Raw genomic sequence first — 23364 nt, forward strand, 5'->3', positions numbered from 1 at the left:
AAAGTCCCGACCGCCGCCCCACCCGACCTCGTCATGACCCCATTTGCTTCCCCCGCGGTCGCCGCCAAACTCTCAACCTACCCCGAGCCTGCCCGGTCCGTTCTGCTCGAGCTGCGTGAGTTGATCTTCGCCACGGCCCGCGATCATCCCGACATCGGTCCGCTCACCGAAACCTTAAAGTGGGACCAGCCGAGCTACCTCACCGAACAATCCCGCAGCGGCACCACGCTGCGGCTCGACGCCCCCGCCGACCACCCGGCGCACTGCGCGCTGTTGGTGCATTGCCAAACTCATCTCATCGCCACGCTGCGCGAAACCTTGGGTCCCGCCCTACACTACGAAGGCAACCGCGCCATCCTCCTGCCCATCGCACAGCCCTTGCCGACGACCGCGCTGCGCACCGCCATCACGTTGGCGCTTACTTACCACACTCGTAAACGTGCCCCTCGCCCGCCCATCGGCGAACGCATCCGGCAGGCCCGACGCTCTTAACGCGCGCCCTCGCCCCACACCTCACTCCGCCCCGCACCTCACTCCACCGGCCAGCCGAGGCGCTCGAACTCGCCCTGCGCGTGCGTCATCACGTTCTTGAAGGTATCGACCCAGAACCGGTCTTTGTGGGCCACCAGGTAATCGAGAATCTGCTGGTGCAACCCCTCTGGCGTTTCGAGGTAATCCCCTTCCACGCCGTGCATGAGAAACACCGCCACGGTGCCCGCCTCCGCACAGGCCTCGAGATAATCGATGGTCGCCTGCAGGTCGCCGTGCGAGGGATCGAATGCCGGCGTGTTGCTGAACTTCAGGTCGCGCGGCGCCATGATGGTCGGGTCCACCCCGCGCGAGGCGATGAACAGCTTCCGCGTCACCGGCAGAAACGACACCTCGCCATGCTCCACCACCGTCTCGCCGCACGGGTAGGCGAAGGTGCGCTCGGTCTCGCCATCGATCGCATGCAACAGCGTGTCGGTGATGAGCAACTCCTTCTCCAGCCGATCGAGCGTGTAGACGTCGAGGTCGTGCGTGACGCTCACCCAGTCGCGATTCGGCAGGCCGCGCCGACAGGGATGAAACAGCGAGTGGCTGCCCAACTCATGCCCGGCCGCCGCCACTGCCCGCCAATCCTCCACCCGGTCCACCATGGTGCCACCGTTGCCCATCAGAAAAAACGTGCCCTTCAACCCCATCGCCTCCAGCTGCGGAAACGCTACGTCGAGCTGTGACGCGAGCGAATCATCGTAGGTCAGACACACCGCTGCCTGCGCACCGTGCGGCCAGTGAAACCCCTCCGGCGCAACCGCCTCCTCGACGGACTCAGCCCGAGCGAGGGCAACAACAGTGAGGGCGAGCAACAGATGGCGGAATCGGGTCATGGCAGGAAGGGGTTGCGAGCCGACACCATGCACCGCCGACCCGCCCTCGCCCAAGGCAAAATCCTCCGCCGCCCCAGTTGCCGTTCGCCTGCGTCTCGGCTCCCCCCCCCCAGACACAGCCAAACCCGCCGCCTACTCCGACTTGCCAAACCGCTGCCGCACGCCGCGCGCGTAATACACCACCGGCACCAGCGTGAGCACCGTGGCGATCGCCAGCAGCGCCAGCACCATGCCATCGACGCCGCCGCCGCTTTCGCCATTCAGCAACACGTGCGCCGTCGCGTCATTGTGGTGCTCGGCCCAAGCCACCCGGCCCTGCGCAGCCACCTCTGCCACCGCAAAACCGCCGCTCTGCGCGCCGTGCCAGCCCAGCGCTGACAACCACCCCAGCGCCCGCAGTCCGATCGCCGCGCAACCCAGTGCCAGACCACCAACCGCCATCGTGCCCACCGACACCGCGCCAAAACTCACCGCCCCGATCGTGAGCAGCCCACCGGACACGATGCCCACACTCACCGGCGCCACCGCCACACCGCCCCAGGCAAACAACAACCCGTAGGCGCGATCGCCGCCCGCGATCCAGCCGACCACCGGCCCGTCGCCTTCCTCGGCCTTCGCAAAACGAAAATGCACCAACGGCACGCCCGCCAGCGTCAGCCGACTGCGATACGAACCCGTCGCCGCGCCCGCCCGGTCCCGCGCCTGCGCAAACGCCGCCGGGTCCCGTAAACGCTCCGCCGTGCGCAAACGCCGCTCCGCCCGCAACGACCGACTCAGCCCGAGCGGATACAGCACCACGATCGCCGCGACGACGATCTGCGCCGCCACCATCCACGCGAAGCGCGACTCCTCCGCCAACGCCGCCAACGCCCCGGCCCGCAGCCCGTAGAGCACGCCCAGGCCGGCCAGCAACACGCCCACAAACACGACCGACATCACGATCGCCTGCCGCCGCTCGTTGCCCGTGCGCGCCTGATCGAGACTCGCCCGCAACCCGAGGCCCGCGCTCACAAATCCGGCCAATGACGCCAACGCGCCCGCCGCCGCCGTCGTTTTGGCCAAGGCCCCTCCCTGCGCCGCCGACGCGGCCGCCGAGCCCGACACGCCGGCCCCCGCCCCCGAAGCCGCGACCGCCGCCTGCGCGGGCGTCGCCCACTCCGGCAGCGCAGCCAGCACGCCCAGCGTAAATACCTTGGTCGGCGCACTGCGCGAGAGCGCCCCTTCGACAAAACTCAGCATGCGCTCCTGCAGCAGCTTGCGGCCACGCGAGAGGCGTTGTTTCACCGCGTCCTCGCTCAGGTCCAGCGCCACCGCCACATGCTCGATCGAGCGATGTTCGCGATAGAACAACACCAACGGCGTGCGGTAGTTTTCGGGCACGCGCTCCAGCGCCTGCCACAACAAAGCCTGGTCCTCGGCGCGCATCACTCGCTCGGCCGCCGGCTCATCATCGGTTTCCATTTCGGGTATCTCCTCAATCGGCGCCGCTCCGTGCACAGGTTGACGATCATCCGCGCGGCGTCGGCGACTGACCTTGAACCGCAGGATGCCACACAGCCACGAACGCAGTTTCCCCGGCTCACTCAGCTTCGGTAGCTGGTGCCAGGCTTCCACGAACGCTTCCTGCGCCAGGTCCTCGCTTTCGCTCAGGCGCCCGGTGGCCGAGTAGGCCAGCGAACAGAGCAGACGCTGGTAACGCTCCACGATGGTGGCGAAGGCGTCGCGCTCTCCCGCCAGACAGGCGGCCACCAGCGCTTCGTCGCTGATGAGGGAGGGGTCGGAAATGGGGTCAGGCGGCGGCATCTTTGTTATCGGTTACACCTATAAGTGCCACCCCGGCCGACCCGGGTGACAAAAACTTCGCCAAAAAAATTCGCCGCCCCCGCGCGACCGTCGGCACTGCCCTCTGCCCACCTCAAAACGGCACATCGTCATCCCATTCGGTATCGTCGAACTCATCCGGGTCGTCGCTCCCCTGCTCCGCCGCCCCCGGCTTCCCCTCGAGCCGCTCCCGCAGCTCGGTGATCAGGTCCGAGATCTCTTCGGCGATGTCCGCCAGCTCCACCGCCGTAGAACCCAAAATGTCCAACTCGAGCGACTGGTCCTCCACACAATCCTCGAGCGCCGCCAACGCGTCTTCCGCGTAGCCGCTCGCCTGCCGCAACCGCTGGAGGATGCGCGCACTCGCCTGCGCCGGAGGAGGCCAGACCAGTCCGTTCAACGCCTCCGCGAGTATCGGACCCAGGGCCGCGACGGCCTCCAACAAATCCCGCTCCGGATACGCCACGTCGGGACCCGGCTCAACGTCATCCTCCACCGTCACCAACGACACCAACCCATCCGAAAGCTCCACGGCTCGCGTCACCAGCGGGTGCTCAAAGTCATCCCACTCGTCCTCCTCGTCCGCATCAGCGCCTTCGAGCATCTCGTCCACGGATCGCATGTCCTCCCCCTCGTCCTCCTCGCCCGCCGTCTCCACCTCCCAATTCGCCTCGAACGCCACCTCTTCGCCCGACTCTTCGTCGTCTTCCTCCACCCCGATCAGGTCATCAAAAAACGCCTGAATCGCCCGCTGATTCGCTTCCCGCTGCGCGACCTCCTCCGCCGCGCTCATCTCCCACGCCCCCTCGCCCTCCACCCGCAGTTCAAAGCTCGCCGTCTCGATCACCACCCGCCCGTTCGCCTCGCTGATCCATTCCAGGTAGAGCGCGTTGCCCCAGTGCCAGGTCCACTCCTTCTTCGCCGCGTAATACTCCCCGATCTGGCTGATCGGAATGTCCGGCACCTTCACTTTGCGCGACGCCGTGATGTCGCCCACCACGCCCTCCTGCCGCGTCGCGATCTCAATCCCGCCCGACTCGCTCGGCTCCGGGTTGATGAACACCAACCGCCGCCCCGCGATGTCCCGCCACGGGTTGCCCTTGAGCGCCAACTCCACCGGCTCGTCGCGCCCCACAAACCAGATCCGCCCCACCACCCGGTCCCGCTCGCGATTATCGATCTCGCCCCGCACCACTGCTTCGTCGATTCGCCATGCCATGCCCTCCGACATAACGCACCGCCCGCCCGGCGCGAGCCTGACTTGCACCGCCCCCCGCAAACCGAAATCGTGCCCCCCATGATCACCCCCGCCTCCACCGTTCCCTGGCAGCAACTCGACGACAAGGTCGCCCGCCGCGTCCTCCAATCCGGCGACACCCTCATGCTGGTGGAGTTTAGCTTCGCCGCCGGCGGCATCGGCGCCCTGCACAGCCACGCCGAACACGAGCAGGTCGGCCTCATCACCAGCGGCCGCTTCGAGGTCACCGTCGGCAACGACACCCGCGTGCTCGGCCCCGGCGACAGCTACCACGCCGCCCTCAACCAACCCCACGGCGTGCGCGCCCTCGAAGACGGCACCATCATCGACGCCTTCACCCCCCTGCGCGCCGACTTCCTCGGCAACTGATTCCGCGCCGCGGCGCCGCGCCCGCGCTCATTTTCATGAATGTTCATTTTGCCGCGGGCGTCCCCGGCACCTTGGCTGGCCGGTCATGTTACGTCGCTGCTGTCTGGTCCTCGCCCTGTTCGTCCCGCTGCTCACCGCCGCCCGCGAACCCATCGCCTACACTCTGAGCTTCCCCGCCGCGGCCCGGCACTACGCCGATGTCGAAGCTGTCATCCCCACCGACGGCGCCGCCGAACTCACCCTCTTCATGCCCACCTGGACGCCGGGCTCGTATTTGATTCGCGAATACTCGCGCAACATCATCGACGTCACCGCCACCGACGCCGCCGGCACACCGCTCACCGTTGAGAAGACCAGCAAGAACCGCTGGCAGATCACCACCGCCGGCGCCGACGCCATCACCGTCGCCTACCGCCTCTTCTGCCGTGAAATCAACGTGCGCAGCAACTGGGTCGAGCGCGACTTCGCCGTCATCAACGGCGCCCCCACCTACCTCACCGTCGCCGACGATTTTCAACGCCCCTACACCGTCAGCGTCGAGCTCCCCGAGGGCTGGGTCCGCAGCGAAAGCGCCATGACCTATACCGACGCGGCCAACACCTTCACCGCCCCCGACTTCGACACCCTCGTCGACAGCCCCCTCATCGCCGGCTCTCCGCAGGTCGACACCTTCGAAGTCGACGGCGTCCTCCATCGCCTCGTCACCATCGGTGGCGGTGACGTCTGGGACAACACCCGCGCTGCCCGCAACCTGCAGAAGGTCGTCGAGATCCAACGCGATTTCTGGGGCTTCCTCCCCTACGACGAGCCCTACACCGTCTTCAATCTCCTCACCGGCGACCGCGGCGGCCTCGAGCACCGCCAGTCCTTCACCATGACCGCCGACCGCTGGTATGCCTCCACCCGCGGCGGCATCAAATCATGGCTGTCCCTCGTCAGCCACGAGTTTTTCCACGCCTGGAACGGCAAACGCCTCCGCCCGGTCGAGCTCGGCCCCTTCGACTACGAACACGAAAACTACACGCCCTCCCTCTGGATCGTCGAAGGCCTCACCAGCTACTACCAACACCTCCTCCTCACCCGCGGCGGCTACAACACCCCGGCCCAATACCTGCGCGCCCTCAGCGGCTCCATCGCCGGCACCCAACGCACTCCCGGCCGCCTCGTGCAATCGCTCAGCGACTCCTCCTTCGATGCCTGGATCAAGGCCTACCGCCGCGACGAAAATTCCCTCAACACCCTCTTCAGCTACTACGGCGGCGGCGCCGTCGCCGGCTTCATCATCGACGCGCAGATCCAGATCGTGAGCAACGGCCAGGCCTCCCTCGATGACGTCATGCAGGCCGCCTACGAACGCTACAGCGGCGAGCACGGTTACAGCGAAGCCGAGTTCATCGCGCTCGCTGGCGAAATCGCCGGCGCCGACCTCACCGCCTGGTTCGACGAACTCGTGCATCACCCGGGCGAGTTTGATTACCAACCCGCCCTCGACTGGTTCGGCCTCGAATTCGAAGCGCCGCGTCCGCCGCCCTCCGACGATGCCTACCCCGTGGCCGATGAACCCGTCGACCGCGTGCGCGGTTGGCTCGGCGCCAACACCAAATCCGACGGCGGCAAACTCGTCGTCAGCGCCGTGCCCGACGGCACCCCCGCCGCCGCCGCCGGCCTCGCCGTCGACGACGAACTCATCGCCATCGATCACCACCGCGTGGGTGACAACGGCACCCTCAACAAAGTCGTGCGCAACCTCGGTGCCGACACCGCGATCGACCTGCTCGTCTCACGCCAGGGCCTGCTCCTCACTCTCCCGGCCACCCTCGCCGCCGAGCCCACCGAAACCTGGCAACTCAAGGTCCGCTCCGACGCCACCGATGCCCAAAAAGCTCGCGTGGCCAAGTGGCTGCAAACCGACGACGGTCAAAGGTAGGGTCGGACCGCCGGGCCGACCGCCGCGCCTGTCGCTCGGGCGGTCCCCCCCCCGCCCTCTAACTCCCAGCCAACATCGCACGCACTTCGGTCGCGATGCGCGCCAGGTGCATCGCCGCCGCATGCTGTGTCGTATCGAGCGACGGTAGCGTATCGAGCGCGGCCGTGCAGCTCTCCAAGCCCGGATCACACGCCGACGCCGCCGTGATATCCGCCTGCGCCGCGAGGTGCGCCAACGCCTCCGTCATCACCGCAAAGTAGCGCGCCTCATCCGCCGACAAACGACCGGGCCCTTCGTGCAAACCCACCATGATGAGGTTGGCCAAGCGCAGCACGCGCTGATTGCCGTTGGCCAACGTCGCGGCGCGCTCGATCTGCTCCCGCGGATTGTGCGCATCGGCAAACAGGCGCCCGACCGATGAAAACACCGCCGCGCTCGCCGCCTCCGCCCGGCGCTTGGCCAACACCGTCTCATCGTCCAACGCGCCGCCCTCGCGCAGCTTAAACTCCAGCCGCCGCAGATAGTCCGCCGTCGCCTGTAGGGAGTTTTTTAATACCGCGCCAAAACGGTCGTGCTCCCACACCGGCCAGAAAATCATCGCGCCCACAAAGGACAGCACGCCACCCACCAAGGTCGCGCCGACGCGCTCCAACGCCAGCGTCGCGCCCCCCTCGCCCGAGTGTTGCAGCAGGATCACCACAAAAAACGCCGCGCCAAAACCCGCCAGCGACACGTTGCGCTTCAGATTGAAGGAAAAGGCAAAGACCCCGATCGCGATCCAAACCAACCGCATCGCGCTCCCCGGCTCCATCATCATCAACAACGACGCCGCCAGACTGCCGGCCAGCGTGCCCGCCACACGTTGCCAGGCCCGCCGCCGCGTCGACCCGTAGTCCGGCTGCATCACCACCACCAGCGTGAACGGAATCCAATAGCCGTGCGGCACGCCCAGGCCGCGATACAACCACGCCCCAAATCCCGCCATCACCGCCAAACGCGCGCCAAACCGCACCAGCGCCGGATCGATGTTGCGCCGCAGGTTCAGCGCCGTCGCCAGCGGCTTCAGTTGCCACGTCTGCACATCGAACAACTCCGCCGCAAACAGCGCCCGCTCACCCGCACGTGGCATCGTCGCCCGCAAGGCCTCCAACACTTCCGGCAACGCCTCCCGCACCCGCTCCACCAGCTCCGCCAGCATCTCCGCACCCGCGTCTTCCGGATGCGCCAACAGGCGCGCCCGCACCGATTCCAACAGACCATTAAGACGCCGCAGCCGCACCTCACAGGTCGCCAGGTGAGCCGGCTGTTGCGAAACCACCGCCACCGCGATGCTGCGCGCACTGTTGGTCAAACTCGTGCGCACCGCCGCCAACGACGGCTCCACCCGCTGCCGCAGCGCCCCCTCACCCAACCCATCGAGCGCCGTGTGCACCGCCACCACCCGCACCCCCAGCCGCGCCGCCCGCACGCTAAGCGTTTCCAGCCGCTCCGCCAACCCGTTGCGCCGATGCCGCACCGCCCCGCTCAACTGCTTCGCCGTCTTGTCCAAGGTCGTGCGCAACACCCCCTCCGCCGTATCCAACGACCCCGCCGGCCGCCCCGCCTGCAACGCATCACACACCCCCGACAACGCGATCCACGAATCACTCACCGCGCGCCGCAACGGATGCTGCGCGCGCAGCGGCCACATCGCCGTCTGCAACAGCAAGCCCACGCCCGCCCCGGCCAGGATCCCCCACACCGGCGAACTCACCGCCACCCCGCGCGCCGTATGATCGAGACTCACCAAAAACAGCAGCATCGAAGACGTCGAAAGCGACAGCCCGTAGTCACTGCCCACATGGCGCCAGATGGCCGCCGCCGCCGCCACAAACGCCGTCGCGGCCACCGCCGCCACCACACTCGTCGCCGCCAAGACCCCCAGCGCCCCGGCCGACGCCAACAACGCCGCCATGCCCACCAACAACATCACGCGCAGCCGGTAGTCCCCGCGCACGTCCATCATCGCCAGATTGTGCGCCGCGATCGCCGCCACCGCCACCGACGCCGGCAGCCCCACCGCCATGTGCAGCAGCATCGGAATCAAAAACCCCGCCGTCGCCCGCGCCGAAATCGCCCGATCGGACTTCCGGTCCTCGGCCAACCACGCTCCCCACCAACGAGGATTCACTACACCCAATCGCGTCATCTCCCCCCACCAAACCGCCACGACCACCCGCCCGCAACACGCCGGTGGTCAGGAACGGAAGATTGATTTCATCGTCCGGTGCACGCCCACCACGTGGAGTTCCGCACAGCCATCCATTTTCGGCGAACTGCCAAGCGATTTCTGTTCTTCGCGGCCCTTCGCGACCTTCGCGGTTTACCTTCCATATCGTGCCGGCTAAGCCGTCTCCACCGCCTCCGCTGCGAAGACTTCGATGCCGTTGTCGGGCGTCGGGTGCCAGCGCAGGTTCCAGCCGGCCAGGGTCACGCCGTAGGTGCGCTCGGTGGCCGCAGGACCTTTTTGATAAGCCGGCTGCAGGTCCAGCGTGAGCACCTGGCGCGCGAGCGTCGCCACCGCGGCCGGCAAGACCGCCGCCACGTCTTCACTCAAACGCACCGCGTCCGGCGTGCGCACGTTGGGCGCCGAGCCCGCCCAGTCCGCACGGGCTTCGGGTTTGGCTTCGCACCAGGGCAGGTAGGGTTTGATGTCGTAAACGGGCGTGCCGTCCACGCAGTCAATGCCCCCCACCCGCAGCGCGCCGGGCTCGATCGCGCGCAGCTCGACCAAGGACAGGCCGAGCCCGTTGGGCCGCAACGGTGCCCGCGACGCGAACACCCCCACGCGCTCATTGCCACCCAAGCGCGGCGGCCGCACCGTCGCAGCGCCATCCCAAGCCGGGTTTTTGTGAAAACCGGTGATGAGCCACACGTGCGAAAACGCCTCCAACCCGCGCACAAAATCAGGCGAGGCAAAGGCGGGCAAAAACTCCACCCGCCCTTCCGCCGCGCCGATGATGCCCGACTGCCGCGGCACGCCAAACTTCTCGGCAAAGGGCGTGCGTAAGTGAGCAACAGGCGTCATGGCGGCGGAGCTACCTGACCTCAGGGTTGGTATTCGACTACACGACCATCCGGCAGCGTGACCGACAAGACCTCGCCCTGACGCAGCACCATCGTGCTGTAGTCTTCACCGGCAACCGATTGCAGTTCGCGAATGTAGCGGTCGGGCCCCACCAAATCCGCCACGGTGCATTCACTCTCCCCGGTCTCGAGGAAGTGCATGTCCGCCGCCGCTCCGAGTTGGCGCAGGTTGTTGAGCACCGCCTTTTCCTGCGAGGTGGAGCGCACCTTCTGGAACGCCGGAATCGCCATCGAAGCCATGAGGCCAATCGTCACCGGATTGTAGATCGAAGCCGTCACCAGAGTGCGCTTGTGCGAGAACGGCATCTGCGAGACCCAGAGAATACCCTCGGGCAGATTCTCGCGCAGACCGATCAAGGGCTCGTCGAAAGTCGGAACCATTTCCAACACCGCCGAGAGCGCCTGCGGATCCGGCACCGAAGCCATCGTGCCCTCCAGAAAACGCGTCCAGAGCTCCGTCACTTCGGGAGACACCCAGACGATGCCATTGGCCTTGCCATCAAACGGCGCCAACGCCGCCTGCAAGGCCGGCGCATCTGCCAGCCGACCGGACGTCAGGCTCAGGCAACGCTGCAGGTAAGCCTTGTCGCTGGTGAGGTAGAGGTGCTTGCCGTCACTCGCCAACACCGGCGCGAAGTCCGACCACGGCGGCGGCAGCGCGGCCTTCCACTCCACCATCGTCATGCCGTTGTTTTCGGTGAAGCTCACCATCGGCAGCGCCGCCCAATCGACCAACTCGGCGTTAAGCAGACGCCCCATGTTTTCATAACGCAGCACCAACTCCGGCCGCGGAATCGCCACCTGCGGATCGAGCTGCAACATGCGCGTCTGATCCATCGAGCCAAAAAAGGTCATCTCCCCATGGAGATGCTCGATCAGCTCCAACGCCGAGACCTGCAGCGGCGGCGCCTTTTGGCTCAGTGCCGTCTCCATCGCCGTCACCGCATCCGGTCCGGCGACCCGCTCCACGATGTTCTTAATGGTGCGATAAAGCTCCCGACCATCAAAGGTGCCGGTGGAAAACAAAACGACGTCGTCGGGCGCGATCTTGGTGGCCGAAAGCACCTCCGGCTCACTGCCCCACATCGCCGCCAGCCCGACGCGCGGCCCGCCGAAATGCAGGTAGGCGCGATTCTCAAAACGCTCCTCGCCCGTCACCACGGAACTCATGCCCAGCGCCTTAGCGTCACTCAGCCCCATCAACTCGGCCAGCATCGCGTAGTCCTGCCGCAACATCATCGCCTGCGGCGGCGTGCCCTCGATCGGCATGGAGCCATACAGCTGCGTGAGCATGTCAGCGGCATCCGCCACATCGCCTTCAAAATCGGCGTAGAGATAAAACTCCCCGCCCAAGTCGAGGTGTGGGTTGACCGCATCAAAATGCGGCGAGCGCTGGCGACCGGTCACCGTGGTCGCGGACGCTTCAGCCGCCGAGGCGGCGTCGGTGGTTTCGGACTGCGGAGTCTGCGCAGGAGCGTTGAGAGGGATGAGGCAGCACGCGGCCAGTGCGGCGCCCCTGACAACAACAGAGGTAAACGACATACGCCGCCCACTCAGCCAAGCCCGCCACCCGCTGGCAATACCCAGCCCACGCCAAAATTAACCTTCCCCGTCCCGACCAGCGACCTGCTTTCAGTTCCAGTCGCCACTCGGGCCCCTTCTCTCGACCGTCGCCCGTCGGACTCAGTCCTGCACCAGCTCGAGCAACAGGCGACGGATCGCGGTATTGTCGTGGGCGCCCGCAAAACGTTCCGCTCCCGGACCGAAGGCAAAGAGCGGCACGGTCGCAGCCGTGTGTTTTTCGGTGGAGAAATGCGCCACGATCGCGCCATGCGCATCTTCCGGCAGCGTGAGGCCGCCACATTCATGGTCGGCCGTCACCACCACAAGGGTCTCTCCATCCGCCTGCGCAAAAGCTAGGGCCACCGCGACGGCCGCGTCCAACGCGCTCACGCTGTCGGCCAGCAACTCGAAGTCGTTTTCGTGGCTCCAGCTGTCGATCCAATCGTTCTCCAGCAACAGCATGAACGGACGTTTCCGCGCCGCCAGTCGTCCGAGGGCAAAATCCGTCGCCTCCGCCAGGGTCGGCGCCGCGAGTCCTGCCACATTCATGCGTTGCTCCAGCGACGCCGCTTCGTCGATCATGGCGGTGTATCCAATTAATACCGACGCCGCCCCCCCCGGCAGATCGAGCGCCGCCAGGGGCCGGTCCTGCCGCACTTCCACGCCGGCCGCGGTGGCTCCGTCCAACGGAAACTCGGCCGTGGTGCCGACCATCACGTCGGGCGCGAGGGCGAGCATCTGTGCGGCGATGGCCGCCTTTGCATCACGACTGTCGACATGCGCGGTGAACGCACCGGCAGTCGCACCGTTCAGATCACCATCGGTCACGATGCCCAGACTCCAGCCGCGGGCCCGCAGCGTCTCAAACAAGGTCGGCACCGCCCGGCCATCCGACAGCGTGCCGACACGACCGTTGCTCGTTTTGAAGCCGGTGGACATGGCGGTGGCCGACGCCGCCGAATCGGTGATGCGATGCGACCCCGCTGCCGCCGTGCTCAGGTGTCCGCCCACCGGCAGTCGCTCCATGACCAGCGGTGTCTCCACGTCTCCCTGCCGCAGGCGACCCGCGACGAGATGGTCCCACCCCATGCCATCGCCTATCACGAGGATGAGGTTGCGGGGAGAGGCCGCCGTGGCAACGGAACAGCACAGCAGGAAGGCAAAGCACAGGGAGAGCGACGGGCGCATGGGCGGACGAGGGTCAGTTGTCGTTTATTTTTGAATACAGTGGCCGGCGCCGCCCAGGACGACGCCGGCCGAAGGGCGAAGCTCAGAACGACCAGGACGTGCCGAAGCGCACGGTGCGGCCATTCCAGGAGTTCTCATTAAGGAAGCGGCGCGAGTCGCCGCGCGTGAGGGTGCGGATCGGCGAATCGCCGCTGTCGAGCAGGTCCTGCACTTTGACGGAGAAGGTCACCTGGTTCCAGGTGTAGGCGAGCTGCAGATCGAGGCTCTCGTAGGGCTGCGCGTAGATGTTGATGCCATCCATGAGCTCGTCGAGGTAACCGTCGCGGAAGGAGTAGGACAGCGAGCAGTCCCAGCCGGAACGGTCGTAGGTGAGCGCGACCGTGCCCACGTAGTCGGGGGCGTTGAAGAACGGCACATCGGTGAGGTTGGCGTCGTCGAGACCGGTGTCGGCTTCGCTGTCCTGCAGGGTAAGGTTGCCGTAGAAACCGAGGCCCGACATCACGCCCGGCAGCGACGTGAAGCGCGTCACGTAGTTGAACTCGATACCGTGGATCTTGGCGGTGTTGCCATTGACCGGTTGCTCGAAGGTGGCGGGCGAACCGAGGAATTGACCGTCGTATTCGTTCTCCGGCGCGGCGTCGTTGAAGATGAAGCCGTCGATCGACTTGAAGAAGCCGTTCACGCTCACAAGCCCGATGCCATCGAGGTAATACTCGACGCCCAGATCGAAGTTCCAGGCATAGGCGGCTTCGAGGTCGGGGTTGCCCAGCGAGACTTCATATTCCCCGCCGTCGCGCTCCGCCTCGGTCGCGCCGGAGATGAACTGAAACTCCGGCCGCGCCAGCGAGGTGAAGGCCGCTGCGCGATACACCAGACGATCGGACGCCCGGTAATTCACCTGCAGGCGCGGCAGGACTTCGGTGTAGGTCGAACGCGAGCTGAGCGGCGCGAGCAGGTAGTTTTCCTCCTCGTAGGGGTTCCAGCCCGGCTGGTCCTCACCGTAAGCCGGATCGTCTTCATCGACGATGACGACGAGCTCCTGGTTGTGGGTCTCAACCTCGGTGTATTCGACGCGCGCCCCGCCAACGATCTCCCAGCGACCGAGGTTCCAGGTGCCCATGAGGTAGCCGGCGTAGATGTCTTCATTCGCCACGTAACTGTCCTCGTCGGGGATCGGATCCGTGGTGTCTTCGAACAGGTTGTTGCGGTTCACAAACAACTGGTCGAGCGCGCCGGCATCGTAGCCGAGAATAACGAGCGACTGACCGATGTCGCCGAAGCTGCTGTCGCCGCCCAACAGGCCGCTGGTCGCGAGCGAATCATGACGGGCTTCGTCGCTTTGGAAACGGTTGGCTTCATTGAGCTCGCGCTCGGAGAACTGGCCCTTCACGCCGGCCTGCAGCACGAGCGTCTCGTTCACCGCCCAGGTGGCATCGAGCTTCACCGCCCACTTGGTGTCTTCGGATTGGTCGTAGTCCATGTCGACTTCGTCGAACTCGTAGTTGGCCGGATCGGCCAGCCGGGCGGCGTCGGCCGCGGTCATGATCGGTCGCGGAAAATTCGGATCCGACAAGTCCCAACCCAGTGCGTCTTCGAGCTCGGCCGCGTAGAACACTTCGAAGTCCCGCGGCTCTTCCTGCTGGCCGGTGGAATAGGCGGCGGAGTAGTCGAGTCGCACCGCGCCGAGGCGGGTCGTGCCGCCGGCGATGTAGTTGCTCAACTCCCACTCGGTTTGCTCGTATTCGCCGTAAGCCAGCACCGCGTTGTCGGTCGAGTAAGAGAGCGGCACCGCCGGATCCTGCAGCGCATCAAACTCGAAATCGTCCATCACGAAGTGGCGGCCGTTGTTGAGTTCGGTGTCGGTGAATTGGTTGAGGCTCGCCTTGAAATAGAGCTCGGTCGTCGGGCTGAGTTTCCACTCGAGTGCGGCGGAGAGTCCCCACTTCTCGCGGTTGTTGGCATAGGTGTTGTATTCCATCTCCTCGCCGGGATGCCATGCGGCGTTCTGCGTCGCGTTGTCTTCGTCGACCGGAATCCACTCCTCGTCATTGCCTACCACAAAACCGGCGGTGTCCCGGTCTTCCATGGTGAAGGACACCAGCAGGCCAAACTGATCCTCCGCGCCAAACACGTCGGCAAAGGTGCCCCCAGCCAGGTAACCGAGTTCACCGGCAAAGTCCTGATAGATGCCCTCCAACGTGAGGCTGCGCACGGGCCGACCGAGCTCGAAGGCGGTGGCGGTCGCCATCTCCACCGCACCGCCGATGCCGTCGCCGTCGAGATCGGGCGTGAGCGACTTGTAGACGGTGATCTTGCTCAGCGCGCCAGTGTGAATCGTATCGAGCGGGACCCGCCGATTCTCCTCGTCCGACTGCGCCACCCGCATGCCATTGATGCTGAAAGCATTCAGCCCCGAATCGAGTCCACGGATCGACACATACCGGCCGTCGCCGGCCTTCTCTTCGCGCTCAATCGAAACGCCCGGAATGCGCCGCATGGCCTCCGCCGCATTGGCATCCGGAAAACGCCCGGCTTGGTCGGCCGAGATCACGTTGCTGATGGCGCTGGATTCACGCTGCTGGTTGAGCGCCGCCACCTGCGCCCCGGTGGAGCCACTCACCATCACCGCATCGAGCCACAGGGCTTCGCGCTCCAGCGCAAACTCCGCGCTCGCGCCTGCTCCCGGCACGACCGTGACCGTGCGCTGCAGGGTCTCGAGCCCGAGATAGCTGATCGTCACCGGCACCGAACCGGGGACGATGTTGGCAAACTGGAAACGCCCCTGCGCATCCGTGCGCGTGCGCTGCTCGGTGCCAGGAAGCGTGACGGCCGCCGCCTCCAACGGCGCCAGGGTGGCGGCGTCGACCACGCGACCGCTCAGGGTCTCGGCGGGGAGCGCGACGGGTCCAAGGACAAAGGTCCCCAGACAGCACAACAGCTGAAAAGGACGAAGGGCGATCTTCCGCGACGGGAAGCTCAGGGTCTTCATGATGGGTGGGTGTAGGTTGTATTTAGGTTTTCCCTACGCTCCCTTGGGCAGAAATCGTAGGGACGGACATGTCTCCCCCGCCGGAGCGAGGGCACACTTGAACGATCCCCGAACTTCTAAGCCCTGGTCTGGCGACGGCGCCCAGGTAGCGCACGCTCCAGAAGTTGCCGGTAAATTCGGATGAGGCCCCCACGCTACGGCGCCCAGACGGCAAACGTGCGGCAACCTCGTCACGGTTGCGTAACGCTAATTTTCAGAAAAATCCCCATCCAGCGGCCGCCGCTGGCCGACATAAAAACGCGTTTCACCGCTCCCGTCTTGCACTGGACGCGAGTCCGTCGACCCTCCGCTCCATGTCATATCAACCGTCCGCCGCCCTGCTCGATAAATACGCCGATGTGCTCATCAATTTCGCCCTCAACAGTGGCGAAGGCGTGAAGCCCGGCGAGGTGGTCCAACTCCGCGTCCCGGAAGTCGCCAAACCCCTGCTCGTCGCCCTGCGCGACGCCGTGCTCAAAGCCGGCGCCCACCCGCTGATCTTCTTCACCCCCGACGACATTTCGCGCGGGTTCTTCGAGCTCGCCAGCGAGGAACAGCTCAGCTTCTTCGCCGAGAAATTCTACCGCGGCACCGTCGACCAAATCGACCACACCGTCGCCATCCTCGCCGAGACCGACAAGCAGGAGCTCACCGGCATTCCGTCCAAAAAAATCATGGCCTTCCAGAAGGCGATGAAGCCCTACATGGACTGGCGCCGCACCAAGGAAAACGCCGGCAACTACACCTGGACCCTCGCCATGTATGGCACCCAGGCCATGGCCGACGAAGTGGGCATGAGCCTCGAAGAGTATTGGCAGGAAATCATCCAAGCCTGCTACCTGGATGAGGATAAACCGGCCGAGAAGTGGGCCGCGCTCTACACCGAACTCTACGCCTACAAGGACAAGCTCGATGCGCTGCCGATCGAAAAACTCCACGTCGAAGCCGAGAACACCGACATCTGGGTGCAGATCGGCGAGAACCGCAAATGGCTCGGCGGCTCCGGTCGCAACATCCCCAGCTTCGAGCTCTTCATCTCGCCCGACTGGCGCGGCACCGACGGTAACATCCAGTTCACCGAACCGCTTTACCGCTACGGTTCGCTCATCGAAGGCGCGTATTTGGAATTTAAGGACGGCTGCGTCACCAAGGCCACTGCCACCAAGGGCGAAGACCTGCTGCGCGAGATGGTCGCCGTCGAAAACGCCGACAAGATCGGCGAGTTCTCCCTCACCGATCGCCGCTTCTCCCGCATCACCAAGTTCATGGGCGAGACCCTCTTCGACGAGAACGTGGGCGGTCAGTGGGGCAACACCCACCTCGCCGTCGGCAGCGCCTATCGCGACTCCTTCACCGGCGATCCCGCCACCGTGAGCGAGGAGCAATGGGCCGAGATGGGCTACAACAACTCCGTGGTCCACACCGACATCGTCGCGACCTCCAACCGCACGGTCACTGCCCACCTCAAGGACGGCACCACCCAGGTCATCTACCGCGACGGCCAGTTCACGATCTAAGCGGCGACCAGCGCAGTCGCTCGCATCCGCCCCGCGGCTCGCCGCAGCGCGAGTAAACTCGCGGCCTACATGCCGGATTCGATCACTCAATGTAGGCTGCGAGCCCTGGTCGCCTTCGGCGCCGCCAAAGGCGGGTAAACTTGCTCGCGCTGAGCTGCCTCTCCGCCATCCTCCGCGAGAGACCGCCGACATCCCGTCGACCTCGTTCATCGAACGCGGGCGACACGCCCGCGGCTACATCCCGATCAAAGTGTAGCAGCGGCCGTCTCGGCCGCTCCCACTTGCCCCACGGCCCGGGATCTCCGACGCCTGTCCCGCTAACGCGACGCCCTCCGTCGGCTTCACCCACCCAGCCCCGGTGGCAGGTTCGCCAACAGCACCTCCACGCCGCGGGCGAAGGCGGTCGCCTGATCGCCCGCCGGCGCCGTGAAGGTCGCTCCCGCCCGCACATGCGGACGCGCCTCCGGCATCGCCACCGAGCAACCCGCCCAGCCGAAAAGCGGCAGGTCGTTGTCGGCATCGCCAAACCCCACCACCGCCTCGGCACCGATGCCCAATTCCCGCGCGAGCCGCGCCACGCCGGTCGCCTTGGTGATCCCGTTGGGCATAAACTCAAACACCCGCTCGTGTGACCGCACCGTGTAAATCCCGTCCGCCAGATCGAGCACCCCGCCTGCCTCGATCATCGCATCCAGCCGCTCCATCGGCGCGACCCACACCACCTTCAGCAGCGGGGTGTGTTTAAACGCCTCTTCGCCGATGATCTTCACCTGCGTTTTGGAAATCGCTTCGTAGCCCGCCACGCCTTCCGTCGGCCACGGCGCCACTTCACCTTCGGCCGCATAAGCGACCACGCCAAAGCCCTGCGCCCGCCCCGCCTCGGCGATGCGCAGCGCCACCGCCTCCGGCAGCACCCATTGCTCCAACACCCGCTCGCGCGCCACGTCGGCCACTTCGCAGCCTTGGCAAGCGACCATCCACTGCACCATCGGCAGGTCGCGGGCGATCTCCGCCATGTTCGCCGGGTGCCGCCCCGAGGCCAACACGACCTCGAAGCCGCGCGCGACCAAGGTTTCCAGCGCCGTCCGGTTCTCCGCCGAAACCGTGGCGTGCGCTCCCAGCAAGGTGCCGTCCAGATCAATGGCGGCGAGGTATTTGGCAGGTGTGTTCGTTTTGATGCGCGCTCTATGCACGCATCCGCCGTCCATCGCAAACGACCGCCCCGAAATTTACCGGGCCGTTACCGCTCGTCCGACGACTGCGCCGACACCTGCGCCGGCGCTGCTGGGATCCGCCACACGTTCGCCGCCTCGTCGACCGTGCCGCTGAGGTAGCGCGTCACCACGCGGTCGACGATCGTCAGCCCGCGCTCCGCGAGCAGCGTGAAGGTGTCTTCACCCGGGCCATCCGGCGTGTGATCGGGAAACCCACGCCGCGTGCGACTGATGCGATAACTGTCCGACAAATCCGGCGCCGCCATCGCCCGCTTCACCCCATCCCGGCCGAGCACGAAACCGATCAAGCCGCCCCAGGTCGCCGTCGGATTATCCGAGTCCCAACCCGCCAACGAACCAATCTGAATCGTGCGCTTAAAATCGCCGTCGCCGTAAAACAGACTCACCAGACTCGCGCCAAAATTGATCGGCGCATCAAAGGGCTGCGCGTAAACATAACCGGCCCGCCCGCCGAGTTGATACTCCTCGTAAAGCGCATCGCGGGTCGCCGCCCATGCCGCGCTGTCAGGATTTTTCTGATACGCCGCCCACACAAAATCATACATGTCGGCCGCCACCGATCCCGCCGGCAACACGCCCCGCGCGGTCGTCGCCGCCGCGCGCAGTTGCGGGCCGAGCGGCGCCGCGTCGTCCATCGTCGCGGCTAGGGCATACATCGTGACGTAAAACTCCGCGATCACCTGCGCTTCGCCGCTCGCCGTGGTGCGGATGGGCAGGTCGGCGAGCCGCCGCGCCATCACCGGACGGCCGGGGGCAAAAAACCCAAAGAACTCGGTGGTGAGCTGCGCATCGATCATCTCGCTTTCCGGATTGTGCTGCGGATCGCTGGTCGCCGGCGGCACCAGCCCTGCCGTGCGCATCAGCTCGTAGGCCCGTTCGTTCGACACCCACAGGAAGTTCTCTCCGTCCTGGTTGAAGTTGTCCGACCACATGTGCGCGAGCCAGCCGTCGCGGATCTGCTCGCCGGTCAGCAACGGATCCGCCGACGCCTCCATGAGCGACTGATAAAGGTATTCGATATCGGTGTCGTCGTCCGCGCCCCACGCCGTGCCTGCGCGCACCAACAGAAAATCGATCGTATCCGCCGGCCCCGCGCCGCCCCACATGTTGGGTTGGTCCGGCTGCCCCCAATCCGCGTCGGTGTAGAACGGCGCCTCCACGCGATCCATCTCCGTGATGAGTCCGGTCCAGTTGGCCACGCACGAGCCCAGCCAAAAACCCGCCAGTCGCTCCGCATAACGCTCTCGCGAAATCGTCAGTGCCTCCGCGGACTCAGCCCGTGCGGGGGACAGTTGCACCAATAGCAGAGACGCCAGCAACACACCGGCAGGACGGGGAAATTTCATGGGGAAAACGGGACGGCCTTCGCGATCAGCGAACGCGCCCCATCCCATCCAATCCGCAAGGACGGTCAACGCGTTCCCGCCCTCACCACGCGATCTCTGCCACTCCGCTTATTGCTGCCGATCCAAAAACTCGAGATACGGCGCGATGAAGCGATCAAAGGTCTCGATGTGAGGCAGATGTCCCACTCCCTCCAGCTCCACCAACTCCGCCCCCGGGATCGCCGCCTGCGCCGCCCTCCCGAGCACCGGATAGTTGCCCAGCTCCCGGCGCAGCTCGGGGGAGGCCGCGCCCTTGTTGAGCGCCGTGCGATCGCGTCCACCGATCACCAGCAGCGTCGGCATCTGCAGCCGCGGAAACTCGTGCACCACCGGCTGCGTGAACACCATGTCGTAGGTGAGCGCCTGATTCCACGCCATGCGCGCATACTCCGGACTCTCGCCAAACGACGCCAGCTGCTCCACCCACGGATCGTAGGCCTCCTTCCACTGGTTGTCGTAGTAGGACTCCAGCTGATACGCCCGGATCTTCTTCGCCGTCTTGGCCAGCTCCTGCGCATACCACGCATCCACGCCGCTGTAGGGCACGCCCTTCGCCTGCCAGTCCTCCAAGCCGATCGGGTTGAGCAGCGTGAGCGACGTCGTCGCCTCCGGATACATCAGCGCAAAACGCGTCGCCAGCATGCCGCCCATCGAATGACCGAGCACCTGCACGCGCTCGACGCCCAACTCCGCCAACAGCCCGCGCGTATTCCGCGCCAGCTGCGCAAAGGTGTAGTGGTAGTGCGCCGGTTTGGTCGCCTTGCCGAAACCGATCTGGTCGGGAATCACCACGCGCCAGCCCGCCGCACTCAGCGCCGCCGCCGTTTCGCCAAAGTAGGAGCCCGAGAAGTTCTTGCCGTGCAACAACAACGCCACCCCGCGTTCCGCACCGGTCGCCGGCACATCCATGTAGACCATCTCCAACTCCTGCCGCTGATTTTCAAATCGGTAGGTTTTTTCCGGATACGGATAGTCAAACCCTTCCAACCGGATTCCCGCGGCTGCGCTCAGCGCACCCGCCGCCAATATCAGTCCCACGCCCATCACTGTGTTTCGCAACAAAGACATCCTCCACCGGTAGCCAGCCCTTTCGCTCCGGCAAGGGGTGCCCTTCGATTGTGCGACTGAAGATCAGTCGCCCGCCTGCTCCGCCAGCAACGGGTCCACCACCGCGCGGAAACGCTCGATCAACGCCGGATCCAAGCAGCGATAATGGTCCTCGATGCCGAGCACGATCACCCGGCATCCGCGCAACTCCTCCCGAAACTGCGCCCGCAGGCGTTGCTGGTGTTTACGCTCCATCACCAGCACCCAATCCGCCCACCGCAAATCGGCCACCGACACCGTGCGCCGCGCCCGCCGCGAGGTGCCCGCCGAGCGCGTCTGCACCCCCGGCCAATCCCGGTAGATGCGCTCGCCCGTCGGACTGCGCCACTGGTTCTTCGAGCAGACAAAAAGCAGGTTCAAAGTCTCTTCCGTAGGGTGTGTCTCGGAAAGCCGAGGTGTCATTCACGGCACCATCACCGCGCGCTCCAATCGAAACGTGAGCGTATCCGTTTCTCCGTTACGCTCAATCCGCAGCTCCCGCGATTCCTCATCCTCCAGAAATACGCCGCAGCCGCGTTCCGCCACCGGCACGCCGTCGATGGCCACCACTCGGTCCCCCAGCTGGATGCCCGCCCGCGCCGCCGGTCCGCCTTCCTGCAAAAAGGCCACTTCCAGCGCATCGGCGTGGGAACGAAATCCCAGCCCCAAACCCAAGCGCGATTCCTCCGTGATCGGTGCCGTGCTCGCCCCCGCCCCCTCCGGCCGCGCAAACCGAATGCGCCGTCCCGGCCCGTCCACCGTCACCACAAAGTGCTCCAACACCCTCGCGCCCAACGCCCGCTCATTGTCCGGCACCGCCCGCACGATCGGTTGAGTGAAGCTCGTTGAGCCCAGCTGCAGGTCCACTCCCAGCCTCCCCAGGAACATGGGTTCGACGCCCTCAAATCCGGTCACCCCACTCACGATCCGCGGCGACTCGGCCCACGTTACCCGATCCTTTGGGTGCACCGTAAACCCTTGGCTCGATCCGGAATCCACCAACACCGGCACCTTGCGCCCGGCCAGCTCCAGATCGATCCACGGTCGACGCCGTCCCCGCTTCAAACGCATCACGTCCTCCCCCGCTTGCAACCCGCCCCCATCCAGCGTGACCCAAACCCCGCGCGCCGGATAATCCAGCGTCAGGACCAGCGACTTGAGCGTTGGATACCCCAAGATGCCGTCGATCGGACGCCCGAGCGTATGCCCAATTTCGTCGACCTCCATCAACCACCCCGGCGCTTTCCGAATCTTCACCTCCCCCAAATCAAGCCGCTCAAAACGAAAGGTCTGTCCCACCTTCAAACGGGTGTCCGGGCTCACCCGCCGCAGGGCATCGGGATCGATGACCGTGTGCGTGGCTCCCGTGTCCAAAATCAACGCGAGCGGACGCGATTCGTCGCCCCCCACCCACGCCGTCACGATCATGTGTCGCCCGCACCATTCCACCGGCAACTGCCGCGTGGTCTCCTCCGCCCGCCCCACCACCGGCCCCATCAGAAGCATCACCAGCCAAAGCCACCCGCCTCGACGCCCCCTGCGCCACTTGCTCAAACCTCCCTGCTGATGCGCCGTCGTTTCCATGGGCGCAAATCCTTCGCGCCTCCGCGTCGCGCTCAAGCCTCGAACCCGCGCCACCACGGTCCACGACGTGCTCTAAAACAACGTCGCCACGACCGCGGCCTTCTCGCCAGCCTGCCCCCCATGGCCGCTCCTTCCCCCGCCTCCACCACGACCCCACGCTGCGCCTGGTGCGGCGACATCCCCGAGTTTGGGCCCTACCACGACCACGAATGGGGCTTCCCCGTGGGCGACGATATTCGCCTCTTCGAGAAGATCTGCCTCGAGGGGTTTCAGTCGGGTCTGAGCTGGCGCACCATCCTCAACAAACGCGAAGCCTTCCGCACCGCCTTTGCCGGGTTTGATTTCCACCGCGTCGCCCAATTCACCGACGCCGACGTGCAACGCCTGCTGACCGACGCCGGCATCATCCGCCACCGCGGCAAGATCGAGGCGACCATCAACAACGCCCGCCGCGCCGTCGAACTCGTTGCCGAAACCGGCAGCCTCGCCGCCTATTTCTGGAGCTTCGAACCCGTCGCGACCGCCCTGCCTCCCCCGCAGTCGCAAACCACCTCGCCCGCCTCCATCGCCTTGTCGAAGGACCTCAAAAAGCGCGGTTGGAAGTTTGTCGGCCCGACCACGATGTATGCCTTCATGCAGGCCATGGGTTTGATCAACGACCACGAAACCACCTGCGCCGCCCGCCCCCGCGCCACCCAGGCGCGACGCGCCTTCCGCGTGCCCCAACCATAGTGGCCGCGGCATCTTGCCGCGGTGTCCCCTGCTTCGGTCCGGTCGCGATTCATTGCGCATTCGCGGAGAGGCAACGCCGCCGAGGCTGGAAGCCTCGCCCACGCCCGCGTAGCCGTCAGCCATCAGCCATCAGCGGTCAGCGGTCAGCGGTAAGCGGTCAGCGGTAAGCGGTCAG

18 protein-coding genes are annotated in these 23364 nt (G+C 65.7%); 5 read left to right on the top strand and 13 right to left on the bottom strand.

Annotation, left to right across the window (positions count from 1 at the left end; translation table 11 throughout):
• Nucleotides 1-33: 33 nt before the first annotated feature.
• Nucleotides 34-492, top strand: coding sequence for a DUF1801 domain-containing protein (locus K1X11_RS14030; RefSeq protein ID WP_221031441.1), 459 nt, complete (start codon nucleotides 34-36; stop codon nucleotides 490-492).
• Between the two features lie 38 nt (nucleotides 493-530).
• Here the strand turns inward: K1X11_RS14030 and K1X11_RS14035 are convergent, their stop codons facing one another.
• The 3 genes from K1X11_RS14035 to K1X11_RS14045 all read right to left on the bottom strand — a co-directional run bounded on the left by K1X11_RS14035 (nucleotide 531) and on the right by K1X11_RS14045 (nucleotide 4410).
• Nucleotides 531-1370: a polysaccharide deacetylase family protein gene (locus K1X11_RS14035; protein ID WP_221031442.1), complete on the bottom strand. Its 840-nt coding sequence runs from the start codon at nucleotides 1368-1370 to the stop codon at nucleotides 531-533.
• 132 nt (nucleotides 1371-1502) lie between these two features.
• Nucleotides 1503-3173 (bottom strand): RNA polymerase sigma factor, encoded by a 1671-nt coding sequence (locus tag K1X11_RS14040; protein WP_221031443.1) that lies wholly within the window; start codon nucleotides 3171-3173, stop codon nucleotides 1503-1505.
• 112 nt (nucleotides 3174-3285) lie between these two features.
• Nucleotides 3286-4410: a hypothetical protein gene (locus K1X11_RS14045; RefSeq protein ID WP_255599768.1), complete on the bottom strand. Its 1125-nt coding sequence runs from the start codon at nucleotides 4408-4410 to the stop codon at nucleotides 3286-3288.
• 78 nt (nucleotides 4411-4488) lie between these two features.
• Between K1X11_RS14045 and K1X11_RS14050 the strand changes: the two genes are divergently transcribed.
• Nucleotides 4489-4818 (top strand): cupin domain-containing protein, encoded by a 330-nt coding sequence (locus K1X11_RS14050; RefSeq protein ID WP_221031444.1) that lies wholly within the window; start codon nucleotides 4489-4491, stop codon nucleotides 4816-4818.
• 85 nt (nucleotides 4819-4903) lie between these two features.
• Nucleotides 4904-6745, top strand: a complete 1842-nt coding sequence (locus K1X11_RS14055; RefSeq protein WP_221031445.1) for a M61 family metallopeptidase — start codon at nucleotides 4904-4906, stop codon at nucleotides 6743-6745.
• A 58-nt stretch (nucleotides 6746-6803) separates the two neighbouring features.
• On the opposite strand, the gene K1X11_RS14060 is transcribed toward K1X11_RS14055, so the two are convergent.
• The 5 genes from K1X11_RS14060 to K1X11_RS14080 form a co-directional block, all read right to left on the bottom strand.
• Nucleotides 6804-8915 (bottom strand): FUSC family protein, encoded by a 2112-nt coding sequence (locus K1X11_RS14060; protein ID WP_221031446.1) that lies wholly within the window; start codon nucleotides 8913-8915, stop codon nucleotides 6804-6806.
• A 213-nt stretch (nucleotides 8916-9128) separates the two neighbouring features.
• Nucleotides 9129-9812, bottom strand: coding sequence for a tRNA (N6-threonylcarbamoyladenosine(37)-N6)-methyltransferase TrmO (gene tsaA, locus K1X11_RS14065; protein ID WP_221031447.1), 684 nt, complete (start codon nucleotides 9810-9812; stop codon nucleotides 9129-9131).
• Nucleotides 9813-9832: 20 nt separating this feature from the next.
• Nucleotides 9833-11413 (bottom strand): hypothetical protein, encoded by a 1581-nt coding sequence (locus tag K1X11_RS14070; RefSeq protein ID WP_221031448.1) that lies wholly within the window; start codon nucleotides 11411-11413, stop codon nucleotides 9833-9835.
• 141 nt (nucleotides 11414-11554) lie between these two features.
• Nucleotides 11555-12622: an alkaline phosphatase gene (locus tag K1X11_RS14075; protein WP_221031449.1), complete on the bottom strand. Its 1068-nt coding sequence runs from the start codon at nucleotides 12620-12622 to the stop codon at nucleotides 11555-11557.
• A gap of 82 nt (nucleotides 12623-12704) precedes the next feature.
• Entirely contained in the window at nucleotides 12705-15611 is a 2907-nt protein-coding gene (locus tag K1X11_RS14080; RefSeq protein WP_221031450.1) for a TonB-dependent receptor, read from the bottom strand.
• Between the two features lie 353 nt (nucleotides 15612-15964).
• On the opposite strand from K1X11_RS14080, the gene K1X11_RS14085 reads away from it, so the two are divergent.
• Nucleotides 15965-17167 (top strand): aminopeptidase, encoded by a 1203-nt coding sequence (locus tag K1X11_RS14085; RefSeq protein WP_221031451.1) that lies wholly within the window; start codon nucleotides 15965-15967, stop codon nucleotides 17165-17167.
• Nucleotides 17168-17508: 341 nt separating this feature from the next.
• Here K1X11_RS14085 and K1X11_RS14090 read toward each other — a convergent pair whose 3' ends face one another.
• The 5 genes from K1X11_RS14090 to K1X11_RS14110 all read right to left on the bottom strand — a co-directional run bounded on the left by K1X11_RS14090 (nucleotide 17509) and on the right by K1X11_RS14110 (nucleotide 22379).
• Entirely contained in the window at nucleotides 17509-18360 is an 852-nt protein-coding gene (locus K1X11_RS14090; protein ID WP_221031452.1) for a Cof-type HAD-IIB family hydrolase, read from the bottom strand.
• Between the two features lie 47 nt (nucleotides 18361-18407).
• On the bottom strand, nucleotides 18408-19748 hold the full coding sequence (locus K1X11_RS14095; RefSeq protein WP_221031453.1) for an ADP-ribosylglycohydrolase family protein: 1341 nt from the start codon (nucleotides 19746-19748) through the stop codon (nucleotides 18408-18410).
• A gap of 108 nt (nucleotides 19749-19856) precedes the next feature.
• Nucleotides 19857-20855, bottom strand: coding sequence for an alpha/beta fold hydrolase (locus K1X11_RS14100; protein WP_221031454.1), 999 nt, complete (start codon nucleotides 20853-20855; stop codon nucleotides 19857-19859).
• A 63-nt stretch (nucleotides 20856-20918) separates the two neighbouring features.
• Nucleotides 20919-21254 (bottom strand): low molecular weight protein tyrosine phosphatase family protein, encoded by a 336-nt coding sequence (locus K1X11_RS14105; RefSeq protein WP_221031455.1) that lies wholly within the window; start codon nucleotides 21252-21254, stop codon nucleotides 20919-20921.
• A 42-nt stretch (nucleotides 21255-21296) separates the two neighbouring features.
• Nucleotides 21297-22379, bottom strand: a complete 1083-nt coding sequence (locus K1X11_RS14110; protein ID WP_225919509.1) for an aspartyl protease family protein — start codon at nucleotides 22377-22379, stop codon at nucleotides 21297-21299.
• 198 nt (nucleotides 22380-22577) lie between these two features.
• Between K1X11_RS14110 and K1X11_RS14115 the strand changes: the two genes are divergently transcribed.
• Entirely contained in the window at nucleotides 22578-23189 is a 612-nt protein-coding gene (locus K1X11_RS14115; protein WP_221031457.1) for a DNA-3-methyladenine glycosylase I, read from the top strand.
• The last annotated feature ends 175 nt before the right edge of the window (nucleotides 23190-23364 follow it).

Origin of the sequence: Actomonas aquatica, assembly GCF_019679435.2 — a bacterium.
Classification (GTDB): domain Bacteria; phylum Verrucomicrobiota; class Verrucomicrobiia; order Opitutales; family Opitutaceae; genus Actomonas; species Actomonas aquatica.